This window comes from Streptomyces violaceusniger Tu 4113, assembly GCF_000147815.2.
Taxonomy (GTDB): domain Bacteria; phylum Actinomycetota; class Actinomycetes; order Streptomycetales; family Streptomycetaceae; genus Streptomyces; species Streptomyces violaceusniger_A.
On record NC_015957.1, the window covers coordinates 300,350 to 322,835 of the forward strand.

Genomic DNA, 22,486 nt, shown 5'->3' on the forward strand with positions numbered 1-22,486 from the left:
TCACGCCGCGATCGGGACCATACGTTTTTCCGCGACCTTTCCCCATCGGTTGCCACCGACGATGCTTAAACGTGACCGAACCCTTGCATATCTACTCGCGTAGAATTTTCGCCGGGGTAGGCTTGCGCCACCGCCTTACGCACCAGCACCACACCACCGGGAGTGCCAGTGGCACGCGTCGTAGTCGACGTCATGCTCAAGCCGGAGATCCTCGACCCCCAGGGCCAGGCGGTGCAGCGAGCACTGCCCCGCCTCGGTTTCGAGGGGATCGCCGATGTCCGTCAGGGCAAGCGCTTTGAACTCGAGGTGGAGGGCCCGGTCGACGATGCCGCCCTCGCCCGAATCCATGAGATCGCCGAGACCTTCCTGGCGAACACCGTGATCGAGGACTTTTCCGTGAAGGTCGAGGTCGGCGAGGGTGCCGACGTCACCGCCGTGAAGGCCGAGTCGTGACCGCACGCATCGGAGTCATCACTTTCCCCGGCACGCTCGACGACCGCGACACCCAGCGCGCGGTGCGCACCGCCGGCCTCGAAGCCGTACCGCTGTGGCACCGCGACAAGGACCTCAAGCAGGTCGACGCGGTGATCCTGCCGGGCGGCTTCTCCTATGGCGACTATCTGCGCGCCGGAGCGATCTCCCGGTTCTCCCCGGTAATGGAGTCGGTGATCGATCAGGCGAAGGCCGGTATGCCGGTGCTTGGCATCTGCAATGGCTTCCAGGTTCTGACCGAGACCCATCTCCTCCCCGGTGCGATGCTGCGGAACAACCATCTGCACTTCATCTGCCGCGATCAGAAGTTGCGAGTGGAAAACGCGGAGACCGTCTGGACGCGCTCATACGAGCAGGGTCAGGAGATCAACATCCCGCTGAAGAACATCGACGGACGTTACGTCGCCGATGAGCGCGTCCTCGATGAACTCGAGGCCGAGGGACGCGTCGTCTTCCGCTATGAGGAGCTCAACCCCAACGGCTCGCTCCGCGACATCGCCGGTATCTCCAATGCGGCGGGCAATGTCGTCGGCCTCATGCCCCACCCCGAGCACGCCGTCGAACCGCTGATCGGCACCGGTCGCACCGACGGTCTCGGGTTCTTCACCTCGATCCTCAAGAGGCTGGTCAGCGCATGACCCTGGACACCACCAAGCACGCGGCGCAGACCCCGGACGACGGGCAGCCCTGGGCCGAGCTCGGTCTCAAGCAGGACGAGTACGAGCGCATCCGCGCCATCCTGGGCCGCCGCCCCACCGGCGCCGAGCTCGCGATGTACTCCGTCATGTGGTCCGAGCACTGCTCGTACAAGTCGAGCAAGGTCCATCTGCGGCAGTTCGGTGAGAAGGCCCCGGAGAGCGACGCCCTGCTCGTCGGCATCGGCGAGAACGCGGGTGTGGTCGATGTCGGCCAGGGCTACGCGGTCACCTTCAAGGTCGAGTCGCACAACCACCCCTCGTACATCGAGCCCTACCAGGGCGCGGCCACCGGCGTCGGCGGCATCGTCCGCGACATCCTGGCCATGGGCGCCCGCCCGGTGGCCGTGATGGACCCGCTGCGCTTCGGCGCCGCCGACCACCCCGACACCAAGCGGGTGCTGCCCGGTGTGGTCGCGGGCATCGGCGGCTACGGCAACTGCCTGGGCCTGCCCAACATTGGCGGCGAGGTCGTCTTCGACCCCTGCTATCAGGGAAACCCGCTGGTCAACGCGCTCTGCGTGGGCGTGATGAAGCATGAGGACATCCACCTCGCCAAGGCGTCCGGCGCCGGCAACAAGGTGATCCTCTACGGCGCTCGCACCGGCGGCGACGGCATCGGCGGCGTCTCCGTGCTGGCCTCGGAGACCTTCGACGCTGCGGGCGATAGTGCCTCCGGCACGGGCAAGCCCACCAAGCGCCCTGCCGTCCAGGTCGGCGACCCCTTCCAGGAGAAGCTGCTCATCGAGTGCACCCTGGAGATCTTCAAGGAGGAGCTGGTCGAGGGCATTCAGGACCTCGGCGGCGCGGGCCTGTCCTGCGCCACCAGCGAGCTCGCCAGCGCCGGCTCCGGCGGTATGCGGGTCGAGCTGGACACCGTGCCGCTGCGCGACTCCTCGCTCTCCCCCGAGGAGATCCTGATGAGCGAGTCGCAGGAGCGCATGTGCGCGATCGTGAAGCCCGAGAAGGTCGACCGCTTCCTGGAGATCTGCGAGAAGTGGGACGTCATCGCCACCGTCATCGGTGAGGTCACCGACGGCGAGCGGCTGGAGATCTACTGGCACGGCGAGCAGATCGTCGACGTCCCGCCGCGCACCGTCGCCCATGAGGGCCCGGTCTACGAGCGCCCCTACGCCCGCCCCGAGTGGCAGGACGCGCTCCAGGCCGACGACGCGGACAAGCTGCCGCGCCCGGCCACCGCCGAGGAGCTGCGCGAGCAGGTCCTCAAGGTGGTCGCCTCGCCGAACCAGGCGTCCAAGTCCTGGATCACCGACCAGTACGACCGCTTCGTCCAGGGCAACACGGTCCTCGCGCAGCCCGAGGACTCCGGCATGGTCCGCGTGGACGAGGAGACCGGCCTCGGCGTGGCCGTCGCCACGGACGGCAACGGCCGCTACGCCAAGCTGGACCCGTACGCGGGGGCGCAGCTCGCGCTCGCCGAGTCGTACCGCAATGTGGCCGCGTCCGGCGCCACGCCGCTCGCCATCTCCAACTGCCTCAACTTCGGCTCGCCGGAGGACCCCGCGGTCATGTGGCAGTTCGCGGAGGCCACCCGCGGCCTCGCCGACGGCTGCCTGACCCTGGGCACCCCGGTCACCGGCGGCAATGTGTCGCTGTACAACCAGACCGGCGAGGTGGCCATCCACCCGACGCCGGTCGTCGCCGTCCTCGGTGTGATCGACGATGTGGCCCGCCGCACCCCGATCGCCTTCGCGGAGGAGGGCCAGCTCCTCTATCTGCTGGGTGACACCGCGGCGGAGCTGGGCGGCTCGGCCTGGTCCCAGGTGATCCACGACCACCTGGGCGGACTGCCGCCGAAGGTGGACCTGGAGCGGGAGCGGCTGCTCGCCGAGATCCTGATCTCGGCCTCGCGCGACGGCATGGTGGACGCGGCCCACGACCTGTCCGACGGTGGTCTGATCCAGGCGCTCACCGAGTCGTGTCTGCGCGGCGGCAAGGGCGTGCGGATCGTCGTCCCCGACGGTCTGGACCCGTTCGTCCTGCTGTTCTCCGAGTCCGCGGGCCGGGCGGTCGTCGCCGTACCGCGCAGCGAGGAGGTCCGCTTCAAGGACATGTGCGGGGCGCGGGGGCTTCCGGCGGCCCGTATCGGCGTGATCGACGGCGATGCGATCGACGTCCAGGGGCAGTTCTCCATCCCGCTGGCCGAGCTGAGGGAGCCGTACGAGGCGACGATCCCGGGCCTGCTGGCCTGAGGACCCGCGTCCTTGTGACGCACGGCCCGCTCCCTGACGACAGGGAGCGGGCCGTGAGGTCGCTTCGGGCCTCGCGCGCCGGGGTTCATCTACCCCAGACGGGGTTCATGGGCCCCAGAACGCGTCCCAGGCGTCGATGTCCTCGACGCATTCGTCGATGTCGGTGATCTTCCCGCCGACGACGGTGAAGAAATGTCCGGTCTTCGTATCCAGGCCACGGTTGCCGCGCTCGGCGCGCAGGTGGTGGACGGACATCGCGTGTCCGCGCCCGTCGCACAGCACCGTCTCCAGGTCCACCCGCAGCGTGCCGCCGGTCTCCTCGTACAACGAGCGGTACAGGTCCATGCAGGCGTCCCGGCCCTTGTGGTGGCCCGACATCGCGTGGTCACCCGGCAGATGATGGACGGCGTCCGCCGTCATCAGCGTCGATACCGTGTCCAGATCGCCCTGGGAGAAGGCCGTGCAGGCGCGGCGCACCAAGGCGCGATCGGGGTGTTCGGCCATGGCATCTCACACCCTCCATGCCGATGGAAAACCCTTCCTCCTCCCATCCTGCCGCTGTCCGGGGCCTCCTCTAAGCTCTCCGCCATGCCGCCCCGTGCCCGTGCCCGCAGCTATGACCCCGCCAAGACCCGTACCGCCGTGATCGCGCAGTTGCGGCTGGTGCGGAAGGCGGCCGAGGAGCTGGACGAGACGGGCCTGGACGCCCCCACCCGGCTCGGCGGCTGGACGGTCCGGGAGCTGGTCGCGCATCTGGCGATGGCCGTCACCTCCGTCGTCCGGCTCCTGGAGCGGCCCGCGCCGCCCGCGCGCGAGGTCACCGTCACCGGCTGGGCCGCGGCGCTGGCCGCGCACTCCGGGCCGATCGACGAGGAAACCCGCGCCCTCGCGGCGGGCGAGGACCTGGGCGAGCTGCTGGAGCGCGCCGAGGCGCGGTTCGCGGAGACGGCCTCCGTCGCGCCCGGCGACCGGCTGCTGGCCACCCGCGTCGGCGCGATGCGGGTGGAGGACTACCTGGTCACCCGCTGTGTGGAGCTCGTGGTCCACGCCGACGATCTGACGGCCGCCACCGGAGTGCCCGTACGGCACGACCGTCAGGCGCTGGCCACCACGGTCCGGGTGCTCGCCGACGCCCTCGCGGCGAAGGCGCCCGGCGGCTCGGTCGAGCTGCGGATCCCACCGTTCGCCGTAGTCCAGTGCGTCGAGGGCCCCCGGCACACCCGCGGCACCCCGCCGAACGTCGTGGAGACCGACCCGCTGACCTGGATCCGCCTCGCCACGGGCCGCCTGACCTGGGCGGATGCCCTGGATTCTGCGCCGCTGACCGCGAGCGGCGACCGCGCCGACCTCTCCGCCCACCTCCCCGTGCTCGGCTGAGCGCCCGCGATGTGATCCTTTTCGGGGAGCGAGATGTGATCCTTGCCTCGGCCACGAATTTCCGGCCCTGGCGGTTCGCAGGTCGGGCAGGGGTTCCGGGGGCCCGGAGCGGTGCGGGGAATGTGACTTACGCCCCCCTGACGGGTCCCTCGTTCGGAGGCACCGCCGAACTGGCCTAGACTCGATGACGTGCCACGTGGTGACGGACGACTCAGCCACGACCTGCTCCCCGGTGAGAAGGGCCCCCAGGACGCTTGCGGCGTCTTCGGAGTCTGGGCACCGGGTGAAGAGGTCGCCAAACTCACCTATTTCGGGCTGTACGCACTGCAGCACCGCGGACAGGAGTCCGCGGGCATCGCGGTGAGCAACGGCTCCCAGATCCTCGTCTTCAAGGACATGGGCCTGGTTTCCCAGGTCTTCGACGAGACCTCTCTCGGCTCTCTCCGGGGCCATATCGCGGTCGGTCACGCCCGCTACTCCACCACCGGAGCCTCGGTATGGGAGAACGCGCAGCCGACCTTCCGGGCCACCGCCCACGGCTCGATCGCGCTCGGCCACAACGGGAACCTGGTCAACACCGCCGAGCTGGCGGAGCTGGTCGCGGCCCTGCCACGGGACGGCGGCCGGGCCACCCAGGTCGCGGCGACCAATGACACCGACCTGGTCACCGCCCTGCTCGCGGGCCAGGCGGACGACGACGGCAAGCCGCTGACCGTCGAGCAGGCGGCCCCCATCGTGCTGCCGAAGGTCAAGGGCGCTTTCAGCCTCGTCTTCATGGACGAGCACACGCTGTACGCGGCGCGCGACCCCCAGGGCGTCCGCCCGCTGGTCCTCGGCCGCCTCGAGCGCGGCTGGGTGGTGGCGTCCGAGACCGCCGCCCTGGACATCGTGGGCGCGTCCTTCATCCGTGAGATCGAGCCCGGCGAGATGGTCGCCATAGACGAGAACGGGCTGCGCTCCACCATCTTCGCCGAGGCCCGCCCCAAGGGCTGTGTCTTCGAGTACGTGTACCTCGCCCGCCCCGACACCGACATCGCGGGCCGGAACGTGTACCTCTCCCGGGTCGAGATGGGCCGCCGGCTGGCCAAGGAGGCCCCGGCCGACGCCGACCTGGTCATAGCGACGCCCGAGTCCGGCACCCCCGCCGCCGTCGGCTACGCCGAGGCCAGCGGGATTCCGTACGGCTCCGGACTGGTCAAGAACAGCTATGTGGGCCGGACCTTCATCCAGCCCTCGCAGACCATTCGCCAGCTCGGCATCCGGCTCAAGCTGAACCCCCTCAAGGAGGTCATCCGGGGCAAGCGCCTGGTGGTCGTCGACGACTCGATCGTCCGCGGCAACACCCAGCGCGCCCTGGTGCGGATGCTTCGCGAGGCCGGGGCCGCCGAGGTCCACATCCGGATCTCGTCCCCGCCGATCAAGTGGCCGTGCTTCTTCGGCATAGATTTCGCCACCCGCGCCGAGCTGATCGCCAACGGCCTCTCGGTCGAGGAGATCGGCAAGTCGCTGGGCGCCGACTCGCTGGCGTACATCTCCACCGACGGCATGATCGAGGCGACCACGATCGCCAAGCCGAATCTGTGCCGTGCCTGCTTCGACGGTGAGTACCCGATGGAGCTGCCGGATCCGGGGCTGCTGGGCAAGCACCTCCTGGAGTCCGAAACACAGGCCCCGAACAGCGCCGACGCCGATGGTGTGACGACGCTGACCGCTGGTGTCGGCGGCGCCGACGCCCTGCGCCGTCCCTGAGCGCACGCCTGTCATCCCCGATACGAAAGATCTCAACGTCATGCCTGAGTCCGGGTCCACCTACGCCGCCGCGGGCGTCGACATCGAGGCGGGTGACCGCGCCGTCGAGCTGATGAAGGAGTGGGTCAAGAAGGCGAGCCGGCCCGAGGTCGTGGGCGGCCTCGGCGGTTTCGCCGGGCTCTTCGACGCCTCCGCGCTGGCCCGCTACCAGCGTCCGCTGCTCGCCTCCGCCACCGACGGCGTCGGCACCAAGGTGGACATCGCCCGGCGGATGGGCGTGTACGACACCATCGGCCACGACCTGGTCGGCATGGTCGTGGACGACCTGGTGGTCTGTGGTGCCGAGCCGCTGTTCATGACCGACTACATCTGCGTCGGCAAGGTCTACCCCGAGCGCGTCGCCGCCATCGTCAAGGGCATCGCCGAGGGCTGCACCCTCGCCGGCTGCGCCCTGGTGGGCGGCGAGACCGCCGAGCACCCGGGGCTGCTGGGCGCCGATGACTTCGATGTCGCCGGGGCCGGTACGGGCGTGGTCGAGGCCGATCGGGTGCTGGGCGCCGATCGCATCCGAACGGGTGATGCGGTGATCGCCATGGCTTCGTCCGGACTTCACTCGAACGGGTACTCACTCGTCCGCCATGTGCTCTTCGACCGGGCCGGCTGGGCGCTGGACCGCGAGGTGCCGGAGCTCGGCCGGACGCTGGGGGAGGAGCTGCTGGAGCCCACCCGGATCTACTCGCTGGACTGCCTGGCCCTCACCCGTACCACCGAGGTGCACGCCTTCTCGCACATCACCGGCGGCGGGCTCGCCAACAACCTGGCGCGGGTCATCCCCGAGGGGCTGCGCGCGGTCGTGGACCGCTCGACCTGGACCCCCGGCGCGATCTTCGAGCTGGTCGGTGAGGCCGGCTCGGTCGAGCGTCTTGAGCTGGAGAAGACCCTCAACATGGGCGTCGGCATGATGGCGGTGGTCCCGGCCGACTCCGTCGATGTGGCGCTCACCACGCTCGCCGACCGCGGTGTCGAGGCGTGGGTCAGCGGTGAGATCACCGAGCGCACGGCCGGGGACGCGGAAGCGGTGGCGCTGACCGGTGACCATGCGAGCTGATGACCATGCGGGCCGAGTGGACCGCGTGGTGTGCGCGAACAGCACAGAAGCCGGTCCGAGGCGGGTGCCCCGGACCGGTGGAGGTGTGCGGCGAAAAGCCGAGCGCCTGGAACGGGTGGTTCAGGCGCGGCGACGCTGCGGGGACGGATCGGACTGGTCGTCGTCCTCGTCCTCATCGTCGTTGTACAGATCCGCGTACTGTGCGTACGGGTCGTCGTCCAGCTCATCGTCCTCGAACTGCTCGCCATTCGGCGGCTCGCTCGGTGTCGATGCGCCCAGCTCCTCGGCCAGGCGTGAGAGATCCGTCCCACCGCTGTTGTACTTCAGCTGGCGGGCGACCTTCGTCTGCTTGGCCTTGGCCCGGCCGCGCCCCATGGCTCGACCCCCTCAACGACGGGGCTCGACGGCCCCAGAGTCTTGACACGCGTTCACGTTCATAAATCGGAGCGGACTCTCATAAGAGAGACCGGTCCGTAGGGCTTCAACGGTACCTGCTTCTGTGGCCATACGGTACGTCGCCCACACGACGTGCCACGAGGCAGAACCCGCGAGGAGCCCGTTCCTCGCTGGTCAACTGCGATTTTAACCTGTCTTGCGGGCCGACCCGCCGACAGGCCGTGAGGGATCTCTCGCCGATGGCTCCCAGGGGGCTCCCACGACGCCCGTCCGGCGGCCTCCGGCAAGATCCCGCACGGCCTGTCCACGGCTGCGCCCAGAAGCTCTCAGGCGCCTGTGGACCACGGCTCAGGCGTCGTGGCCCTCCGCCATCCGGTGCTCGGCCAGCCGGTCGGCGGCCGCGGCGGGCGGGATTCCGTCGGTCTGTGCCCGATCGAATATGGCCAACGTCGTGTCGAAGATCTCTGCCGCCTTCGCCTTGGCCCGATCGAAATCGAACCCGTGCAGCTCATCCGCCACCTGGATGACACCACCGGCGTTCACCACATAGTCCGGCGCGTAGAGGATCCCGCGGCCGGCCAGGTCCTTCTCGACCCCCGGGTGGGCGAGCTGGTTGTTGGCCGCGCCGCACACCACCTTCGCGGTCAGGACGGGCACCGTGGCGTCGTCCAGGGCGCCACCGAGCGCGCACGGGGCGTAGACGTCCAGGTCGTCGCGGATCAGCGCGTCGGTGTCCCGGACCGCCCGCACCCGGGGGTGGCGGGCCAGGACGCGGTCCACCGACTCACCGCGCACATCCGTGACCACGACCTCGGCGCCGTCCTCCAGCAGATGCTCGACCAGGTGGTGGCCCACTTTGCCGACCCCCGCGATGCCGACCCGGCGGCCGCGCAGCGTGGGCGCGCCCCAGGAGGCCTGGGCGCTCGCCCGCATGCCCTGGAAGACACCGAAGGCGGTCAGCACCGAGGAGTCGCCGGCGCCGCCGTTCTCGGGGGAGCGGCCGGTAGTCCAGGGGCACTCGCGGGCGACGACGTCCATGTCGGACACATAGGTGCCCACATCGCAGGCGGTGACGTAGCGGCCGCCGAGAGAGGCCACGAAGCGGCCGTAGGCGAGCAGCAGCGTTTCGGTCTTGATCTCTTCGGGATCGCCGAGGATCACGGCCTTGCCGCCACCGTGGTCGAGCCCGGCGAGCGCGTTCTTGTAGGACATGCCGCGGGCGAGGTTGAGGGCGTCGAGGAGCGCCGCTTCTTCGGGGTTCTCCTCGGCGGCGTAGGCGTGGAAGCGGGTGCCGCCGAGGGCCGGGCCCAGGGCGGTCGAGTGGAGGGCGATGACGGCCTTGAGGCCGCTCTGGCGGTCCTGGCAGAGCAGCACCTGCTCATGCCCGCCGAGATCGGACCGGAACAGCGTCGCAAGCGGTGAGAGAGGGTTCGGCACGCGACTCTCCGTCGGACCGTCGGCGCTGACGGTGTGACGTACGTCGGTCACGGTGGTGACTCCCATAGGTCGGGGTAGACGCCCTCCTGGCTGGTGGGGAGGGCCGTGGGCAAGAGGGTAAGCCCTGGGGCCCCAGGGGATCGGCCATGTCCCCGACGAGTCCGGATGCCGGGCATGGGACGATGCCGTCAGGTGGGGGTGAGGGAGCCCCTGGCGGTGGTCTCAGCCTTGAGGGAGCGCGTGTGACCTTGGCGTCTTCGGTGATTGTCCCGTACGCGGCGTATCTCCGGGTCTATGAGCCACTGGCAGCGTTTCCGGAGCCGGAGAGATCGCACTGGGCGCGGTATGCCAAGCGCGACGACCTGCCCGGTGCGCAGGACGAGCTGCGCCGCTCGCTCGCGGACCTCCTGCCGGTGCCTCCGGTGGCGGTTCCGGTGCACGAGAGCGCGGACGCCTTCGTGGCGCTCGTGGACGGCGTCACATGCGTCTGTCCGTGGCGTACGCGGCTGAGGGGCTGGCTGGCCCTGGAAGAGCTGCCGGAGCGCCTTCCCGGGCCCCTCCTGGACGCGGCCCTGCCCCCGGTGGTGCGCCGGCAGGCGGTGGCGGACTTCGAGCGGTGGCTGGAGCGCAACCCGGACGCCCGGCCGTGGATCCGCTCGGCCACCTGGCATGTGCCGGTGCGCTGGTTCGTGCTCTTCGGGGACGAGGAGCGCGAATTCACCAAGGGTGACGGCGGGTTCATTCTCCGTTACCGCACCCCGATGGTCCAGGCCAGGCGCCGGGTGGCGCGTGGCCTTAAGGTGCTCAAGGAGTCCCTCGGCGAGGGGCCGCTGATCGACGGGCTGGTGGACGTCGGCCGGTGGCTCGAGGAGTTCCACCCCCGGTCGTTGGTCGAGCTGGACTACGGCGGTCTGGTGCACACCCTGCCGGCGGGGCAGCTCGAGGAGGACCACTCGGCCGCGGATGTGGCGGAGGGCCTCGCGGCGCTGCGCGACGGGGACGGGGAGCGGGCGGGCAGCGCGTACGAGCGGCTGACCGACCGCTGGAGCGTGATCCGCGGGCGGCAGAACGCGAGCTGAGCCCGGCCGGAGCGGCGCCGGGCGACCGGTTGACGGTCGGCCGGAACAGACGGGGACGTAGGTCCCGATCCGGGCCATTGCCTCAATCGTGACCTAAAGCACTGACTTCGGGCCTTGCGGTAATCGCCCATCCTCGTGTCAAAATAGGACAAGGAGCCCGGGAGGGATTCCTTCCGCCCAACTATGGGCGGATTCATCGGTATTGCACTCCTTGATGGATCTGGTTACCCCTGATCCTGTTGTGACTGATCGTCACGGCCGTGTGACTGTCCGCTATGGCATGGTCCATCGGCTTCCGTTGAGGTTGGACACCTGAGAGGGCAATTCCATCGGTTTGGCCGACGGGGCTGGACAGATGGTGTAGTTGTAGTGCCGAGGACAAGCCGTTCGTCCTATAACCGACTCGGCCCGCGTCCGCCATTTCGGGCAACGCGGGTCAAGGTGCAGAATTTAGAGGAAAGAACCGTGATGGTTCGGTTCTCCCGAGGAGGCCGCTCATGACCGCTCGCACCCCTGATGCCGAGCCGCTGCTGACCCCGGCTGAGGTTGCCACGATGTTTCGCGTGGACCCGAAGACGGTCACTCGCTGGGCGAAGGCAGGCAAACTCACGTCCATCCGCACGCTCGGAGGGCATCGGCGCTACCGCGAAGCGGAGGTCCGTGCACTTCTTGCGGGCATCCCGCAGCAGCGCAGCGAGGCCTGAACAACCGCATAACCGGGCATTTCCGGGCCCCCCAGCCCGGTTTTCGCCTGTATAGCTCCACACGACGGGTGCCTGCCCCAACAGGCCCGCCACCGCTCGACATGGGTGCGTCGTTGATCGCGCTGGACTCCGCCGGGTCTGGCGCGATCTTTTTATGCCCGGGAACGGCCTTCCGGAGGGTGCCTCCAGGGGGGTCGCAAGTGGCCCCGGAGGGGCAATCGTTCGGCTTGCCCGGGGTGTCCCGCGGTGTCTCCGGGGGGCTCCCGGGGGGCCCTCGGGGAGCGTTCGGGCCAGCGCGGACAGACGGTGCAATTGCACATATTAAATTGACCCATGGTGAGCGGGGTGTAAGTTCCCTCACTCCGGAAACTCATTCGGTGACTCCCGTCACACTGCCCAACCATTGCCTCGTGCCCACTGGTTGCGCTAAAGGGCAACTGCGGTAAGGGCTTACCGAGTTGACGGTGGAGTGGCGGCCGTCGCCTCCTGGCCGGCCCCGTCACCGGCCTCGTCTCCGGCGCCGCCACCCGTCTCCTCGGCCGCCGAGGGCTCCATCGCCAGCCGCAGCAGGCGATGGCAGATCGGACAGTGCCGGGTGAAGTGGCGATTGCCCGCGGCAGCCGCCAGATGGGCGCGCAGCAGCGCCCTGGTCTCATGCCTCGCGGACGTCGTCATACGCCGCACCTCCCGCGCACCCCCGCGCCCTTTAGCTTGGGTACCTCTGGGTGCGGTGCGCCGTCAAGACGCCAAAGGCCCGGATCCATATACGGATCCGGGCCTTCCGGTTAAGCGGTCCTGACGGGATTTGAACCCGCGGCCTCCACCTTGACAGGGTGGCGAGCACTCCAAACTGCTCCACAGGACCAAGAGTGACGCCTGCGACTTCGTCGCCGTGCGCCGCGCTGGTGTGCGCTGCGATGCAGACTCTACAGCAGGTCAGGGGGTGCGGTCGAACTCGCCCCCGGCGGGGCTCCGGCGGGCCGCCGGAGCCCCGGGGACACCCTTACGGCGCGGCCGCGTCGATGGCCTTCACGATGCGCTTGTCGGACACCGGATAGGCCGTACCGAGGGCGTGCGCGAAGTAGCTGACCCGCAACTCCTCGATCATCCAGCGGATCTCCAGCGCCTCCTGGGGCACCGGGCGCCCCGGCGGGAACTGCTCCAGCAGCCAGGCGTACTCGTCCCGCATCTCCCGCACCTTCGCCATCCGGGCGCGGTCCCGGTCGGCGTTGCCCGGAAGCTGCTGCAGCCGCCGGTCCACGGCCACCAGATAGCGCATGAGGTCCGGAAGCCGCCGCACGCCGTGGGCGGTCACGAAACCCGGTGCGATGAGCTCCGAGAGCTGCTCCCTGATGTCCGTGAGGGACGGCAGCAGCACCGGGCTCCTGGTGTCCTTCAGCCGCCGCTCGCACGACTGCCAGGCCGCCAGCACCTCCTGGACCTTGCGCACGGTGTCCAGCGTGGCGTCCGTGATGTCGCTGCGCACCGCGTCGAAGAGCTTGCGGAACGACTCCTCGTCCCAGGCCGGGCCGCCACGGGACGCGATCAGCCGGTCGGCCGCCGCGGCCACGCAGTCGTCGAAGAGCGCCTGCACACCGCCGTGCGGGCTGCTGGAGAGCGCCAGCTTGGCCTGGTTGGAGAGCTTGCCCTGGACGAACTTGGCGGGGCTGGACGGCAACTGGAGCAGGATCAGCCGGCGCGTCCCCCGCCACATCGCCTCCCGCTGCTCGGCCTCGGTGTCGAAGAGCCGTACGGCCACCGAGGCGCCCTCGTCGACGAGCGCCGGATACGCCTTGACCGGCTGGCCGCCGCGGCGCGTCTCGAAGGTGCGCGGCAGCGTCCCGACCGTCCACCGGGTCAGCCCGCCGCGCTGCTGGATCCCCACGCCCTCCTTGGAGGACTCGAACGCCTTGGAGATCGCGGCCCGCGTCTTCGGCCGCAGCCGCTGCCGCAGCACCTCCACGTCCTTGTCCTCGGCCAGCTTGCGGTGCCGCTCGTCCACCACCCGGAAGGTGACCTTGAGGTGGTCGGGGACCTTCGCCAGGTCCCAGTCCTCCGGCTCGATCCGTACGCCCACCATCCGCTGCAGCTCACGCCCCAGCGCCGCGGTCAGCGGCTCCTGGAGGGGGGCAGCGCTTTCCAGGAAGCGCTTGGCATAGTTCGGCGCCGGGACGTAGTGACGGCGCACCGGTTTGGGCAGCGAGCGGATCAGCTCGGTGACCAGATCCTCCCGCAACCCCGGAATCTGCCAGTCGAAACCGTCCGCGGTGACCTGATTGAGCACCTGCAGCGGGATGTGGACGGTCACACCGTCCGCGTCCGCCCCCGGCTCGAATTGATAGGTCACCTTGAACTTGAGCTTCCCCTGGCGCCAGGAGTCCGGATAGGCGTCCTTGGTGATGTCCTGCGCCCGCTCGTTGATGAGCATCGACTTCTCGAAGTTGAGAAGCTCCGGTTCTTCGCGACGCTTGTGCTTCCACCAGGAGTCGAAGTGGGCGCCGGAGACCACATGCTCGGGGATCCGCTGGTCGTAGAAGTCGAAGAGCGTCTCGTCGTCCACGAGGATGTCGCGGCGCCGGGCCCGGTGCTCCAGCTCCTCGACCTCGCCCAGCAGCTTGCGGTTGTCGTGGAAGAACTGGTGGTGGGTGCGCCAGTCGCCCTCCACCAGGGCGTTGCGGATGAACAGATCGCGGCTGGTCTCCGGGTCGATCCGGCCGTAGTTGACCTTCCGCTGGGCGACGATCGGCACCCCGTAGAGCGTGACCCGCTCATACGCCATCACCGCGGCCTGCTTCTGCTCCCAGTGCGGTTCGCTGTAGGTGCGTTTGACCAGGTGCTGGGCGAGCGGCTCGATCCACTCCGGCTCGATCTTCGCGTTGACCCGCGCCCACAGCCGGGAGGTCTCCACCAGCTCCGCCGACATCACCCAGCGCGGCGGCTTCTTGAACAGCGCCGAACCGGGGAACACCGCGAACTTGGCGCTGCGCGCGCCCAGATACTCGTTCTTGTCGGTGTCCTTAAGGCCCACATGGGACAGCAGCCCCGCCAGCAACGACGTATGCACGTGGTCGGGCGCCGCGTCCTGCTCGGACATATGGATGTCCATGGTCTTGGCGACCGTGCGCAGCTGGCTGTAGATGTCCTGCCATTCGCGTATACGCAGGTAGTTGAGGAACTCATTGCGGCACATCCGGCGGAAGGCGGAGGAGGACAGCTCCTTCTGCCGCTCCCGGATGTACTTCCACAGATTGAGGAACGCCAGGAAGTCGCTGGACTCGTCCTTGAACCGGGCGTGCTGCTGATCCGCCTGCTGCTGCTTGTCCGAGGGGCGCTCGCGCGGGTCCTGGATGGACAGCGCCGCCGCGATCACCATGACCTCGCGGACACAGCCGTTGCGGTCCGCCTCCAGCACCATGCGGGCCAGCCGCGGGTCCACCGGAAGCTGGGCCAGCTTCCGGCCGACCTGGGTGAGCCGCTTGCGCGGGTCCTTCTCCTTGCCGTCCAGGGCGTGCAGCTCCTCCAGGAGCTGGACGCCGTCCTTGACGTTGCGGCGGTCCGGCGGGTCGATGAAGGGGAACTTCTCGATGTCGCCGAGGCCGGCGGCGGTCATCTGGAGGATGACGGAGGCCAGATTGGTCCGGAGGATCTCGGCGTCGGTGAACTCCGGGCGGGTGAGGAAGTCGTCCTCGGAGTACAGCCGGATGCAGATGCCGTCGCTGGTCCGGCCGCAGCGGCCCTTGCGCTGATTGGCGCTGGCCTGGGAGATCGGCTCGATGGGCAGCCGCTGGACCTTGGTGCGATGGCTGTAGCGGGAGATCCGGGCGGCGCCCGGGTCGATCACATAGCGGATACCGGGGACGGTCAGCGAGGTCTCGGCGACGTTGGTCGCCAGCACGATCCGGCGGCCGGTGTGTCTCTGGAAGACCCGGTGCTGCTCGGCGTGCGACAGCCGGGCGTACAGCGGAAGGACCTCGGTGACCGGGAGCTTCTTCTTGTTCAGCGCGTCGGCGGTGTCGCGGATCTCCCGCTCACCGGAGAGGAAGACCAGGATGTCGCCCGGCCCCTCGGCCTGGAGCTCGTCGACCGCGTCGCAGATCGCGGTGATCTGGTCGCGGTCGCTGTCCTCGCCGCCCTCCTCGAGCAGCGGGCGGTAGCGCACCTCGACCGGATATGTACGCCCGCTGACCTCGACGATCGGTGCGTCGCCGAAATGGCGGGAAAAGCGCTCCGGGTCGATGGTGGCGGAGGTGATCACGATCTTGAGGTCGGGGCGGCGGGGCAGGAGTTGGGCCAGATAGCCCAGCAGGAAGTCGATGTTGAGGCTGCGCTCATGGGCCTCGTCGATGATGATCGTGTCGTACTGGCGCAGCTCGCGGTCGGTCTGGATCTCGGCGAGCAGAATGCCGTCGGTCATCAGCTTGACGTGGGTGTCCTGCCCCACCTGATCGGTGAAGCGGACCTTCCAGCCGACGGACTCGCCCAGCGGCGACCGCAGCTCCTCGGCGATGCGCTCGGCCACGGTGCGGGCGGCGATACGGCGCGGCTGCGTATGGCCAATAAGTCCCTTGACGCCGCGCCCCAGCTCCAGACAGATCTTCGGAATCTGGGTGGTCTTCCCGGAGCCGGTCTCACCTGCGACGATCACCACCTGGTGATCCCGGACGGCCTCGAGGATCGCGTCCTTCTTCTGGCTGACCGGCAGCTCTTGCGGATAGGTGATGGCCGGCACGGCGGCGCGGCGGTCCGCGACCCGCAGCTCGGCACGCGTGATCTCCTCGGTGATCTCACCGAGTACGGCCGCTCGGGCCTCGGGTTTACGGATCCGGCGCGCACCGTCGAGCCGGCGTCCCAGCCGCTGCTGGTCGCGCAGCATCAGCTCGGGCAGCCGCTCCAGCAGGGCGGGCAGGGCGGGGGCAGGCGTGGTGGACATACGGATCCCAGGATCTCACCTCGGCAAAACGACTGGCGAACCATTTCCGCCGGGTGTTGTCCGGGCCGCGTCGCGCGGTATGCCGGGATTGTCCGTTCTAGCGTGGGCGCATGGCGGACGACGAAAGCGGCGCAGGCGCGGGCGGGGGCGACACGGGCGCGGGCAGGGGCGACGCGAGTGAGGGCAAGGGCGGGGGTGGGGGCGAAGGGAGCGAGGGCAAGGGCGCGACCGACGAGGGAAGGGGCAGGGGCAGGGGCGGGGCGGACGCGGGCAGGGACAGGGGTGGGGCGGACGCGGCCAAGGGCGGGGCGGACCGGCTCTCCCCATGGGCTCGTTTCAAGCAGACCCCCTTCTTCCCCGCGACCGTCATCGTGCTGCTCATCTCCGCGGGCGCGGGGCTCTTCGCGGGCTCGTACACCTTCGCCTTCGCCAATCCCACCCCCCGGAACATCCCCACCGCCATCGTGACCACCGATGACGACTCCGCCGTGCGGAACCAGTTCCTCACCGGGATGGAGAAGGCCCTGAACGCGTCCCTCAAGCTGCACCCCTACCCCAGCTATGCGAAGGCCCGCTGGTCCCTGGAGGAGCAGCAGGTCTTCGCGATCCTGCGGGCGCGCGACCATGGCGTCGAGCTGGATGTCGCGGGCGCGGCGGGGGCGACCGTGGCCCAGGTGCTCAGCCAGGCCGGTGGCAAGGTGGGCCGGGCCTCCGGGGTGCCCGTCCAGGTCAGGGATCTGAAACCGCTACAGCCCGGCGATCCGCGCGGACTCGCGGTCTTCTACATCTCCCTGGCCGCCACGATCATCGGCTTCCTCGGTGCCATCCAGCTCAGTGTCAACGCCGCCGGGCTCAACCCGGCCGAGCGGATCGGCTTCAACGTCGCGTACGCCATGCTCGGCGCCTTCTCGATCGCGGCGATCGTGGACTGGGGGCTGAAGGCGCTCCGGCTCCCCTTCGCGGAGTCGTGGGCGATCCTGGCGTTGACGATGTTGACCTCGGGGCTGGTGTTCTCCATGTTCAACGTCCTCTTCGGGCGCTGGGCGCTCCTCCCCACCTGGGGCGTGATGGTGATCCTCGGCAACCCGTCCTCCGGCGGCGCCGTCTCCTGGCCCCTGCTCCCCTCACTCCTGGGCACCATCGGCCGCTGGCTCCCGCCGGGTGCCTCGGTCAACGCCCAGCACACCGCGATCTACTTCCCCCACCACCAGCACCCCTTCCCCTTCCTGGTGCTGGGGGGCTGGTGTGTGGTGTCCGCCGTGGTCTTCTGGACCTGGCGCCACCGCCACCCGGGCGGGCGGCCGCCGAAGGCGACGCCGACGCGGTGCTGAGGGGCGGCGCGGTGGGGTGGGGCGCGGTGGGGGTGCGGCGCAATGCGGTCCGAGCACACGAAAAAGTCCCTCCCCCGAAGATCAGGGGAGGGACTTCTCCAAGGAGCGCCGAGCAGGCCTTGCACCTACATCCCTCGTTTGGAGACGAGTATCTTTCCTTAGACGACCGACGCATCAACTCCCGCCCCGCGGGGGCGGCGTTGCGAGATCAACTATAGCCCATCCGGGTGATCACAGCCGCCACAGCGGGGCGTCGTACCGCTCGGGCTGAGTCCCGATCAGCAGGGCCCGCAGATCCGCGCGTTGGACACCGCTGAGGCCGAGGGCCTCGGTGAGGTGGCGGAAGGTGGTGTGGCTGACCCCGCGGGCGCGGGCCTCCTCCGCGAAGCGGGCGACTCCGGCCAGTACGGCCCTGGGCCGGAACGGGCTCTCGGGCGCCGACCCGGACCGCGCGGCCTTCTCCCGCTCGTAGTCGATCTCCGAGTATCCGCAGATGTCCCGGCAGTGCCGCTCGGCCTCGGCGAGACCGGTGGTGTCGGCGATGGCCCCGGCGAGCCGGTTCCGGCGGAACGCGGCGTCGAGATCCGCCTCATGGACCACGGGTCCGTCGTCCGTCAGGGGAATGGTGAGCCCCGCGTCCCGTACCTCGCACAGCCCGCGCACACCGCGCGCCGCGGCCGTGAGCATGCCGGTGGCCTCCGACGGATGCCACTCCATGACGGGGCCGATGGGCGCGACGTCCTCGGCGGTCAGCGTATGGACCACCGGCCCCAGCCGTTCGCGCAGCACCTCCACCGGGATCTCCCCGTCCAGCCCCGGTCCGGCGACCAGCAGCCGGATCTCCGCGGTCACCTGCGCACACGCGGCAAGCGACAGCGCGTCCCCGAGCGGGCTGCACAGCGTCGGCTCATCCCCTCGCGCGAGGATGTCGCCGCCCACGTCCAGCAGGTCGATGGAGGCCGGGGCCAGGTGCTCGATCAGCTCTTCCAACTGCCGGACCATGCCCTCCACCCCGTGGTGGGGGTCGAGCAGCGCGAAGGTGTGCGGCAGCTCGGCGGCCAGCCGGGGCAGTGTGGACCCGGCCGGCGCCACCGGCCTCGCGTCCTTGGGCACGGCGTACACGCTCGGCGTGAGCGCCCGCAGCCCGGTGAAGTCGGCCGCTCCCCGGGGCCCGGGGACTGGGTCGACGAGCAGCCGGTCCCAGGCGTAGGTCAGGACCACCGCCCGGTCGTCGGCCGTCCCGTGCCCGTACAGAGCCTGGTCGATCACCGCGGCGGCAACGGCGTCCCCGCCACCTCCCCCCGCCATGATCAGCCGCGTCATCAGCCCAGCGTACGGCCGGAACGGCCGATACCGTCGTACTTCGCGCGCCCCGCCAGCCGTCGCCCCGCCCGGCCTCCCCGGCCTCCCCGGCGGCGGGCGGGGCGGGGCCGGTTATGGAGGCCGGTTATGAATGAATCGGCGATGAATCGGACGACTTGGGCTTCTCCTCCGCCTCGGCCTCCTGCCGGGCCTTGCCATTCCCGAGGACGTTCGGGTTGGTCTCGGGGGCGGCCGCCACGGCGAAGACGGTGACCAGGCCCATGCCGACGAGGAACAGCGCGATCGGCCAGGACGCGCCCGACCAGGCGAGCAGCGCGGTGGCGACGATGGGGGAGAACCCGCCGACGATCATCGACGCCAGCTCATGCCCCAGGGCGAGCCCGCTGTAGGCCACCCGGCTGGCGAAGAGTTCGGTGAAGAACGCCGGCTGGGTGCCGATCATCGCCCCGTGGCCGATCACGACCGCCACGAAGATCGCCACGAAGATCAGCACCGGATTGCGCGAGTCGAACAACGCGAAGAACGGATACGCCCAGACGATCACCGCGATCGCGCCCCCGATATACACCGGTCGACGTCCGATGCGGTCGGAGAGCGCCCCGAACATGGGCATCGCGAACGACTCGAACAGCATCCCCACCACGAGCGCGGCCAGCACCACGCCCTTGCCCACTCCGATCTCGGACGCGTAGGAGAGGCTGAAGGTGAGGAAGAGGTAACTCGCACCGGTTTCGGCGACCCGCGCGCCGAAGGCGATCAGGATGGACTTGGGGTGGGTGCGGATGACGTCGAGAAGCGGCGGGGCGGACTTCTTCGGCTCCGACTCCTTCTCCTGGAACGCGGGTGTCTCCATGATCCGGAGCCGGATCAGCAGTCCGGCGGCGGTGAGCAGGATGCCGACCACGAACGGAATGCGCCATCCCCAGGCGAGGAAGGACTCCTTGGTGGTGACCTCCTGGGCCAGTGCGTAGGCGGCGGCGGAGAGGACGAACCCGAGCCCCACGCCGGTCTGGCTCCAGGCCGAGTAGAAGCCGCGGCGGTGGCTCGGCGCGTGTTCGCTGACGATCAGCACCCCGCCGCCCCACTCGCCGCCGACGGCGATGCCCTGCACGACCCGCAGCGTCACCAGCAGCACCGGCGCCCAGACGCCGACGGTGGCGTAGGTGGGCAGCAGGCCGATCAGACAGGTCGCGACGCCCATGATCACCAGGGTGGTCACCAGCATCGACTTTCGGCCGATCCGGTCCCCGAAGTGCCCGAAGATGATGCCGCCCAACGGCCGGGCGAGGAACCCCACCGCGTTGGTACCGAAGGCGGCGATCGTCCCCACCAGCGGATTGAAGGTCGGGAAGAAGAGGGTGTTGAAGACGAGCGCGGCGGCCGTGCCGTAGAGGAAGAAGTCGTACCACTCCAATGCGCTACCGAACAAACTTGCGATCGCTGCCTTGCGTACTTCGCTCGGGTTGCCCTTCACGTCTGCCATGTCGGCTCTCCAATGGCCGCTTCGGATGGGATCAAGACCTGCGGCTCGGTTGTGTTCGGGGATTGTTCGCCGCTGGTTCTCGTGGCGGGAATGGCGACGTTCCGCTCACCGGGACGCGGGCGGGAACCGGCGAGCTGCCGATCTTCAGACGCGCTGCACCCGTACGCTCCTCACGCTTCCCTCGTTCGTGCGTTTTTCATACTTATCAGTCTTCGATTCCGCTTTGCCTGGTCACGCTCTTCACGGTGTAGGTCCCGTCCAGGGACCCGCGACGGAAGGTAGACACATGCGTGGAAGGCTCGTCATCGCTGCCGCCGCACTGACCATGGCTCTGACGCCAGGCGCAGCGTGGGCAGCACAGGACGACGGCGACCAGACGACCGGTTCCCACCGCCCCGAGGCGTCAGTTTCCCGTGAAGCCCCCCGGCCCGACGAGGGGGTGCCCGGATACGAGCTGGTCACCCTGCCCAATGAGAACGTCCCGAACTTCCAGCGGCGCACGGTGTACTGCCCCGAGGGCAAGAAGGCCATCGGCGGCGGCGCCGAGGCCCGGGGCAACAACGCCATCCTCGTCGGCAGCTTCCCCACCGACGACGGCACCGGCTGGATCGGCCTGGGCCGCCAGACCACCACCGACAATGTGGGCATCAGCGTCTTCGTCATCTGCGCCTACGTCTGATCGACCCGCCGCACCGTCCACCCCGACGAAGAAGCCCCCTCCGGACGGGGCTTCTTCGTTGCAGGACGACGTGCACGGGGACGCCATTGCCGCTGTCAGGGGCGGATCAGGACGGTGCCGACCTTGCCGGGGCGTACCGCGTGCTCCACAGCACTGGCCAGCTCGTCGAGGCCGTATGTGGCGGCCACGTCGAACTGCTCCGTGAGTGACAGGGCGATCTGCTTGGCCGTGGCGATGTCGGACGACCGTCGCTCAGGGGATGACTCAGCGGGCCACCCGCTGATGATGTTCTTCCCGCACAGTGTCAGGGACTTGCTGACCAGCGTCGATGCATGCACCGAGATGGGCTCCTCGGCGATCATTCCGTAGCTGACCAGCTTCCCGCCCGGCGCCAGCAGGTCCACAAGGCTCCTCGACATCTCTCCCCCGATCGGGTCCAGGGCCACGCTCACCGGCCGGCCACCGGCGGCCTTGCGGACGTCGTCGGCCCAGCCCGGCTGTTCTGTCGCCACGACCTGCACATCCGGGAACCGCTTGCGCAGCTCGGCCGCACCGCGCTCACTGCGGACGACGTTGATGAGCCCGAAGTTGTGGAACTGCGACACACCCGTCATCAGCCGCCCGACCGACGAGCCCGCGGCGGTCTGCACCAGAACACCGTCGTAGCCGAAGGCCAGGTGCTCCTGCGCCTCACGGCGCAGCATCACCGCGGTGAGCGGGTTCGTCAGCATCTGTGCGGCGACCGCGTCCGGCAACTTCTCCGGAACGGCGACTACCGCCTCGGCATCCGCCATCAACCACTGGGACCACGCCCCCTGCTGGGGGAAGACCGTCACGCGGCCCCCCACCTCGACACCCGGTGCCAACCGCGCGCCCGGGCCGATCGCCTCCACCACCCCGGTGGCCTCGATGCCCGGCGTCACCGGATCCGCGGCCTCCCCCGGGTATGCCGCGATGGCCTGGAGATCACCAGGGTGCACCGGGAAGGCCGTGGTGCGGATGAGGACCTGGCCACGCCCGGGTGCCGCCGGCTCAGGCTCCTCGATGACGGTCAGGACGTCGGCGGGCGACCCGCCACGGGTGTACACGACACGCCGGTTCATGGCTCTCCTCCTGCACGGTGGTACGTGCGGGGCGTACAGGGGGCATCGATCGACGTCCCGCAGGAGCAGGTGCTTTATGAGGGGCCGACCGCCCAGGCGCATGGCCGCCCGGCCTCGCGCTGCCCTCCTCATCTCACGCTCGCACGGTGGGCGACCAGCGGCACAGCCGAGTAGGCCGATCGGTTCGGCCACCACCGCCCCACCACTCCTGTCCTTGCGGATCTCGAAGTCCATCGCATCCCCTGAGCTGGGGTGTTGCGACGACCACTAGAACTCAAGTGACCCGGGAGGGGGCTTTGCCAGGGAGGGGGCTTTGCCCTGGTGGGGGCTGTGGTGGCTGGGGCCGGGGTCGAACCGGCGACCTTCCGCTTTTCAGGCCGTGCCGGG

At 69.5% G+C, this 22,486-nt stretch carries 18 protein-coding genes and 1 tRNA gene; 10 read left to right on the forward strand and 9 right to left on the reverse strand.

Annotated elements, in window-relative coordinates:
• Positions 1–168 precede the first annotated feature (168 nt).
• From purS to purL, 3 genes are read left to right on the forward strand one after another with little or no spacing between them, the layout of a single operon-like run.
• The gene (purS, locus tag STRVI_RS01385; RefSeq protein ID WP_014053826.1) at positions 169–453 is read left to right on the forward strand and encodes a phosphoribosylformylglycinamidine synthase subunit PurS; all 285 of its coding nucleotides are present in this window, start codon (positions 169–171) and stop codon (positions 451–453) included.
• On the forward strand, positions 450–1,130 hold the full coding sequence (gene purQ / locus STRVI_RS01390) for a phosphoribosylformylglycinamidine synthase subunit PurQ (protein WP_014053827.1): 681 nt from the start codon (positions 450–452) through the stop codon (positions 1,128–1,130). The genes purS and purQ overlap by 4 nt, the downstream gene beginning before the upstream one ends.
• The gene (purL, locus tag STRVI_RS01395) at positions 1,127–3,400 is read left to right on the forward strand and encodes a phosphoribosylformylglycinamidine synthase subunit PurL (protein ID WP_014053828.1); all 2,274 of its coding nucleotides are present in this window, start codon (positions 1,127–1,129) and stop codon (positions 3,398–3,400) included. The genes purQ and purL overlap by 4 nt, the downstream gene beginning before the upstream one ends.
• 105 nt (positions 3,401–3,505) lie before the next feature.
• On the opposite strand, the gene STRVI_RS01400 is transcribed toward purL, so the two are convergent.
• A complete protein-coding gene (locus STRVI_RS01400; RefSeq protein ID WP_014053829.1) occupies positions 3,506–3,904 on the reverse strand; it encodes a nuclear transport factor 2 family protein in 399 nt (132 codons plus the stop codon).
• 84 nt (positions 3,905–3,988) lie between these two features.
• On the opposite strand from STRVI_RS01400, the gene STRVI_RS01405 reads away from it, so the two are divergent.
• From STRVI_RS01405 to purM, 3 genes are all read left to right on the forward strand, one after another.
• The gene (locus STRVI_RS01405; RefSeq protein ID WP_014053830.1) at positions 3,989–4,777 is read left to right on the forward strand and encodes a maleylpyruvate isomerase family mycothiol-dependent enzyme; all 789 of its coding nucleotides are present in this window, start codon (positions 3,989–3,991) and stop codon (positions 4,775–4,777) included.
• A 189-nt stretch (positions 4,778–4,966) separates the two neighbouring features.
• Positions 4,967–6,526: an amidophosphoribosyltransferase gene (gene purF / locus STRVI_RS01410; RefSeq protein ID WP_014053831.1), complete on the forward strand. Its 1,560-nt coding sequence runs from the start codon at positions 4,967–4,969 to the stop codon at positions 6,524–6,526.
• A gap of 40 nt (positions 6,527–6,566) precedes the next feature.
• Positions 6,567–7,634: a phosphoribosylformylglycinamidine cyclo-ligase gene (gene purM, locus STRVI_RS01415; protein WP_014053832.1), complete on the forward strand. Its 1,068-nt coding sequence runs from the start codon at positions 6,567–6,569 to the stop codon at positions 7,632–7,634.
• A gap of 120 nt (positions 7,635–7,754) precedes the next feature.
• On the opposite strand, the gene STRVI_RS01420 is transcribed toward purM, so the two are convergent.
• The gene (locus STRVI_RS01420; RefSeq protein WP_014053833.1) at positions 7,755–8,009 is read right to left on the reverse strand and encodes a DUF3073 domain-containing protein; all 255 of its coding nucleotides are present in this window, start codon (positions 8,007–8,009) and stop codon (positions 7,755–7,757) included.
• 369 nt (positions 8,010–8,378) lie between these two features.
• The gene (locus STRVI_RS01425; RefSeq protein WP_043235236.1) at positions 8,379–9,533 is read right to left on the reverse strand and encodes a Leu/Phe/Val dehydrogenase; all 1,155 of its coding nucleotides are present in this window, start codon (positions 9,531–9,533) and stop codon (positions 8,379–8,381) included.
• 176 nt (positions 9,534–9,709) lie between these two features.
• Here STRVI_RS01425 and STRVI_RS01430 point away from each other — a divergent pair, with 176 nt between their 5' ends.
• Both STRVI_RS01430 and bldC read left to right on the forward strand, forming a co-directional pair.
• Positions 9,710–10,546, forward strand: coding sequence for a hypothetical protein (locus tag STRVI_RS01430; RefSeq protein WP_014053835.1), 837 nt, complete (start codon positions 9,710–9,712; stop codon positions 10,544–10,546).
• A gap of 497 nt (positions 10,547–11,043) precedes the next feature.
• Positions 11,044–11,250, forward strand: a complete 207-nt coding sequence (gene bldC, locus STRVI_RS01435; RefSeq protein WP_003949541.1) for a developmental transcriptional regulator BldC — start codon at positions 11,044–11,046, stop codon at positions 11,248–11,250.
• Positions 11,251–11,700: 450 nt separating this feature from the next.
• On the opposite strand, the gene STRVI_RS01440 is transcribed toward bldC, so the two are convergent.
• The 3 genes from STRVI_RS01440 to hrpA all read right to left on the reverse strand — a co-directional run bounded on the left by STRVI_RS01440 (position 11,701) and on the right by hrpA (position 16,180).
• Positions 11,701–11,925: a DUF6274 family protein gene (locus STRVI_RS01440; protein WP_014053837.1), complete on the reverse strand. Its 225-nt coding sequence runs from the start codon at positions 11,923–11,925 to the stop codon at positions 11,701–11,703.
• Between the two features lie 115 nt (positions 11,926–12,040).
• A tRNA-Asp gene (locus STRVI_RS01445) sits at positions 12,041–12,115 on the reverse strand.
• Positions 12,116–12,253: 138 nt separating this feature from the next.
• A complete protein-coding gene (gene hrpA, locus STRVI_RS01450; RefSeq protein WP_014053838.1) occupies positions 12,254–16,180 on the reverse strand; it encodes an ATP-dependent RNA helicase HrpA in 3,927 nt (1,308 codons plus the stop codon).
• 110 nt (positions 16,181–16,290) lie between these two features.
• Here hrpA and STRVI_RS01455 point away from each other — a divergent pair, with 110 nt between their 5' ends.
• Positions 16,291–17,511 carry a membrane protein gene (locus STRVI_RS01455; RefSeq protein WP_014053839.1) on the forward strand — a complete coding sequence of 407 codons (1,221 nt, stop codon included), beginning with the start codon at positions 16,291–16,293 and terminating at the stop codon, positions 17,509–17,511.
• A 231-nt stretch (positions 17,512–17,742) separates the two neighbouring features.
• Here STRVI_RS01455 and STRVI_RS01460 read toward each other — a convergent pair whose 3' ends face one another.
• Complete coding sequence (locus STRVI_RS01460) at positions 17,743–18,834, reverse strand: DUF1152 domain-containing protein (protein ID WP_014053840.1); 1,092 nt, start codon at positions 18,832–18,834, stop codon at positions 17,743–17,745.
• A 124-nt stretch (positions 18,835–18,958) separates the two neighbouring features.
• A complete protein-coding gene (locus tag STRVI_RS01465; RefSeq protein ID WP_014053841.1) occupies positions 18,959–20,317 on the reverse strand; it encodes an MFS transporter in 1,359 nt (452 codons plus the stop codon).
• Between the two features lie 286 nt (positions 20,318–20,603).
• Here STRVI_RS01465 and STRVI_RS01470 point away from each other — a divergent pair, with 286 nt between their 5' ends.
• Positions 20,604–20,996, forward strand: coding sequence for a hypothetical protein (locus STRVI_RS01470; RefSeq protein WP_014053842.1), 393 nt, complete (start codon positions 20,604–20,606; stop codon positions 20,994–20,996).
• Positions 20,997–21,091: 95 nt separating this feature from the next.
• Here the strand turns inward: STRVI_RS01470 and STRVI_RS01475 are convergent, their stop codons facing one another.
• Positions 21,092–22,099: a zinc-binding dehydrogenase gene (locus STRVI_RS01475; RefSeq protein ID WP_014053843.1), complete on the reverse strand. Its 1,008-nt coding sequence runs from the start codon at positions 22,097–22,099 to the stop codon at positions 21,092–21,094.
• Positions 22,100–22,486: the final 387 nt, after the last annotated feature.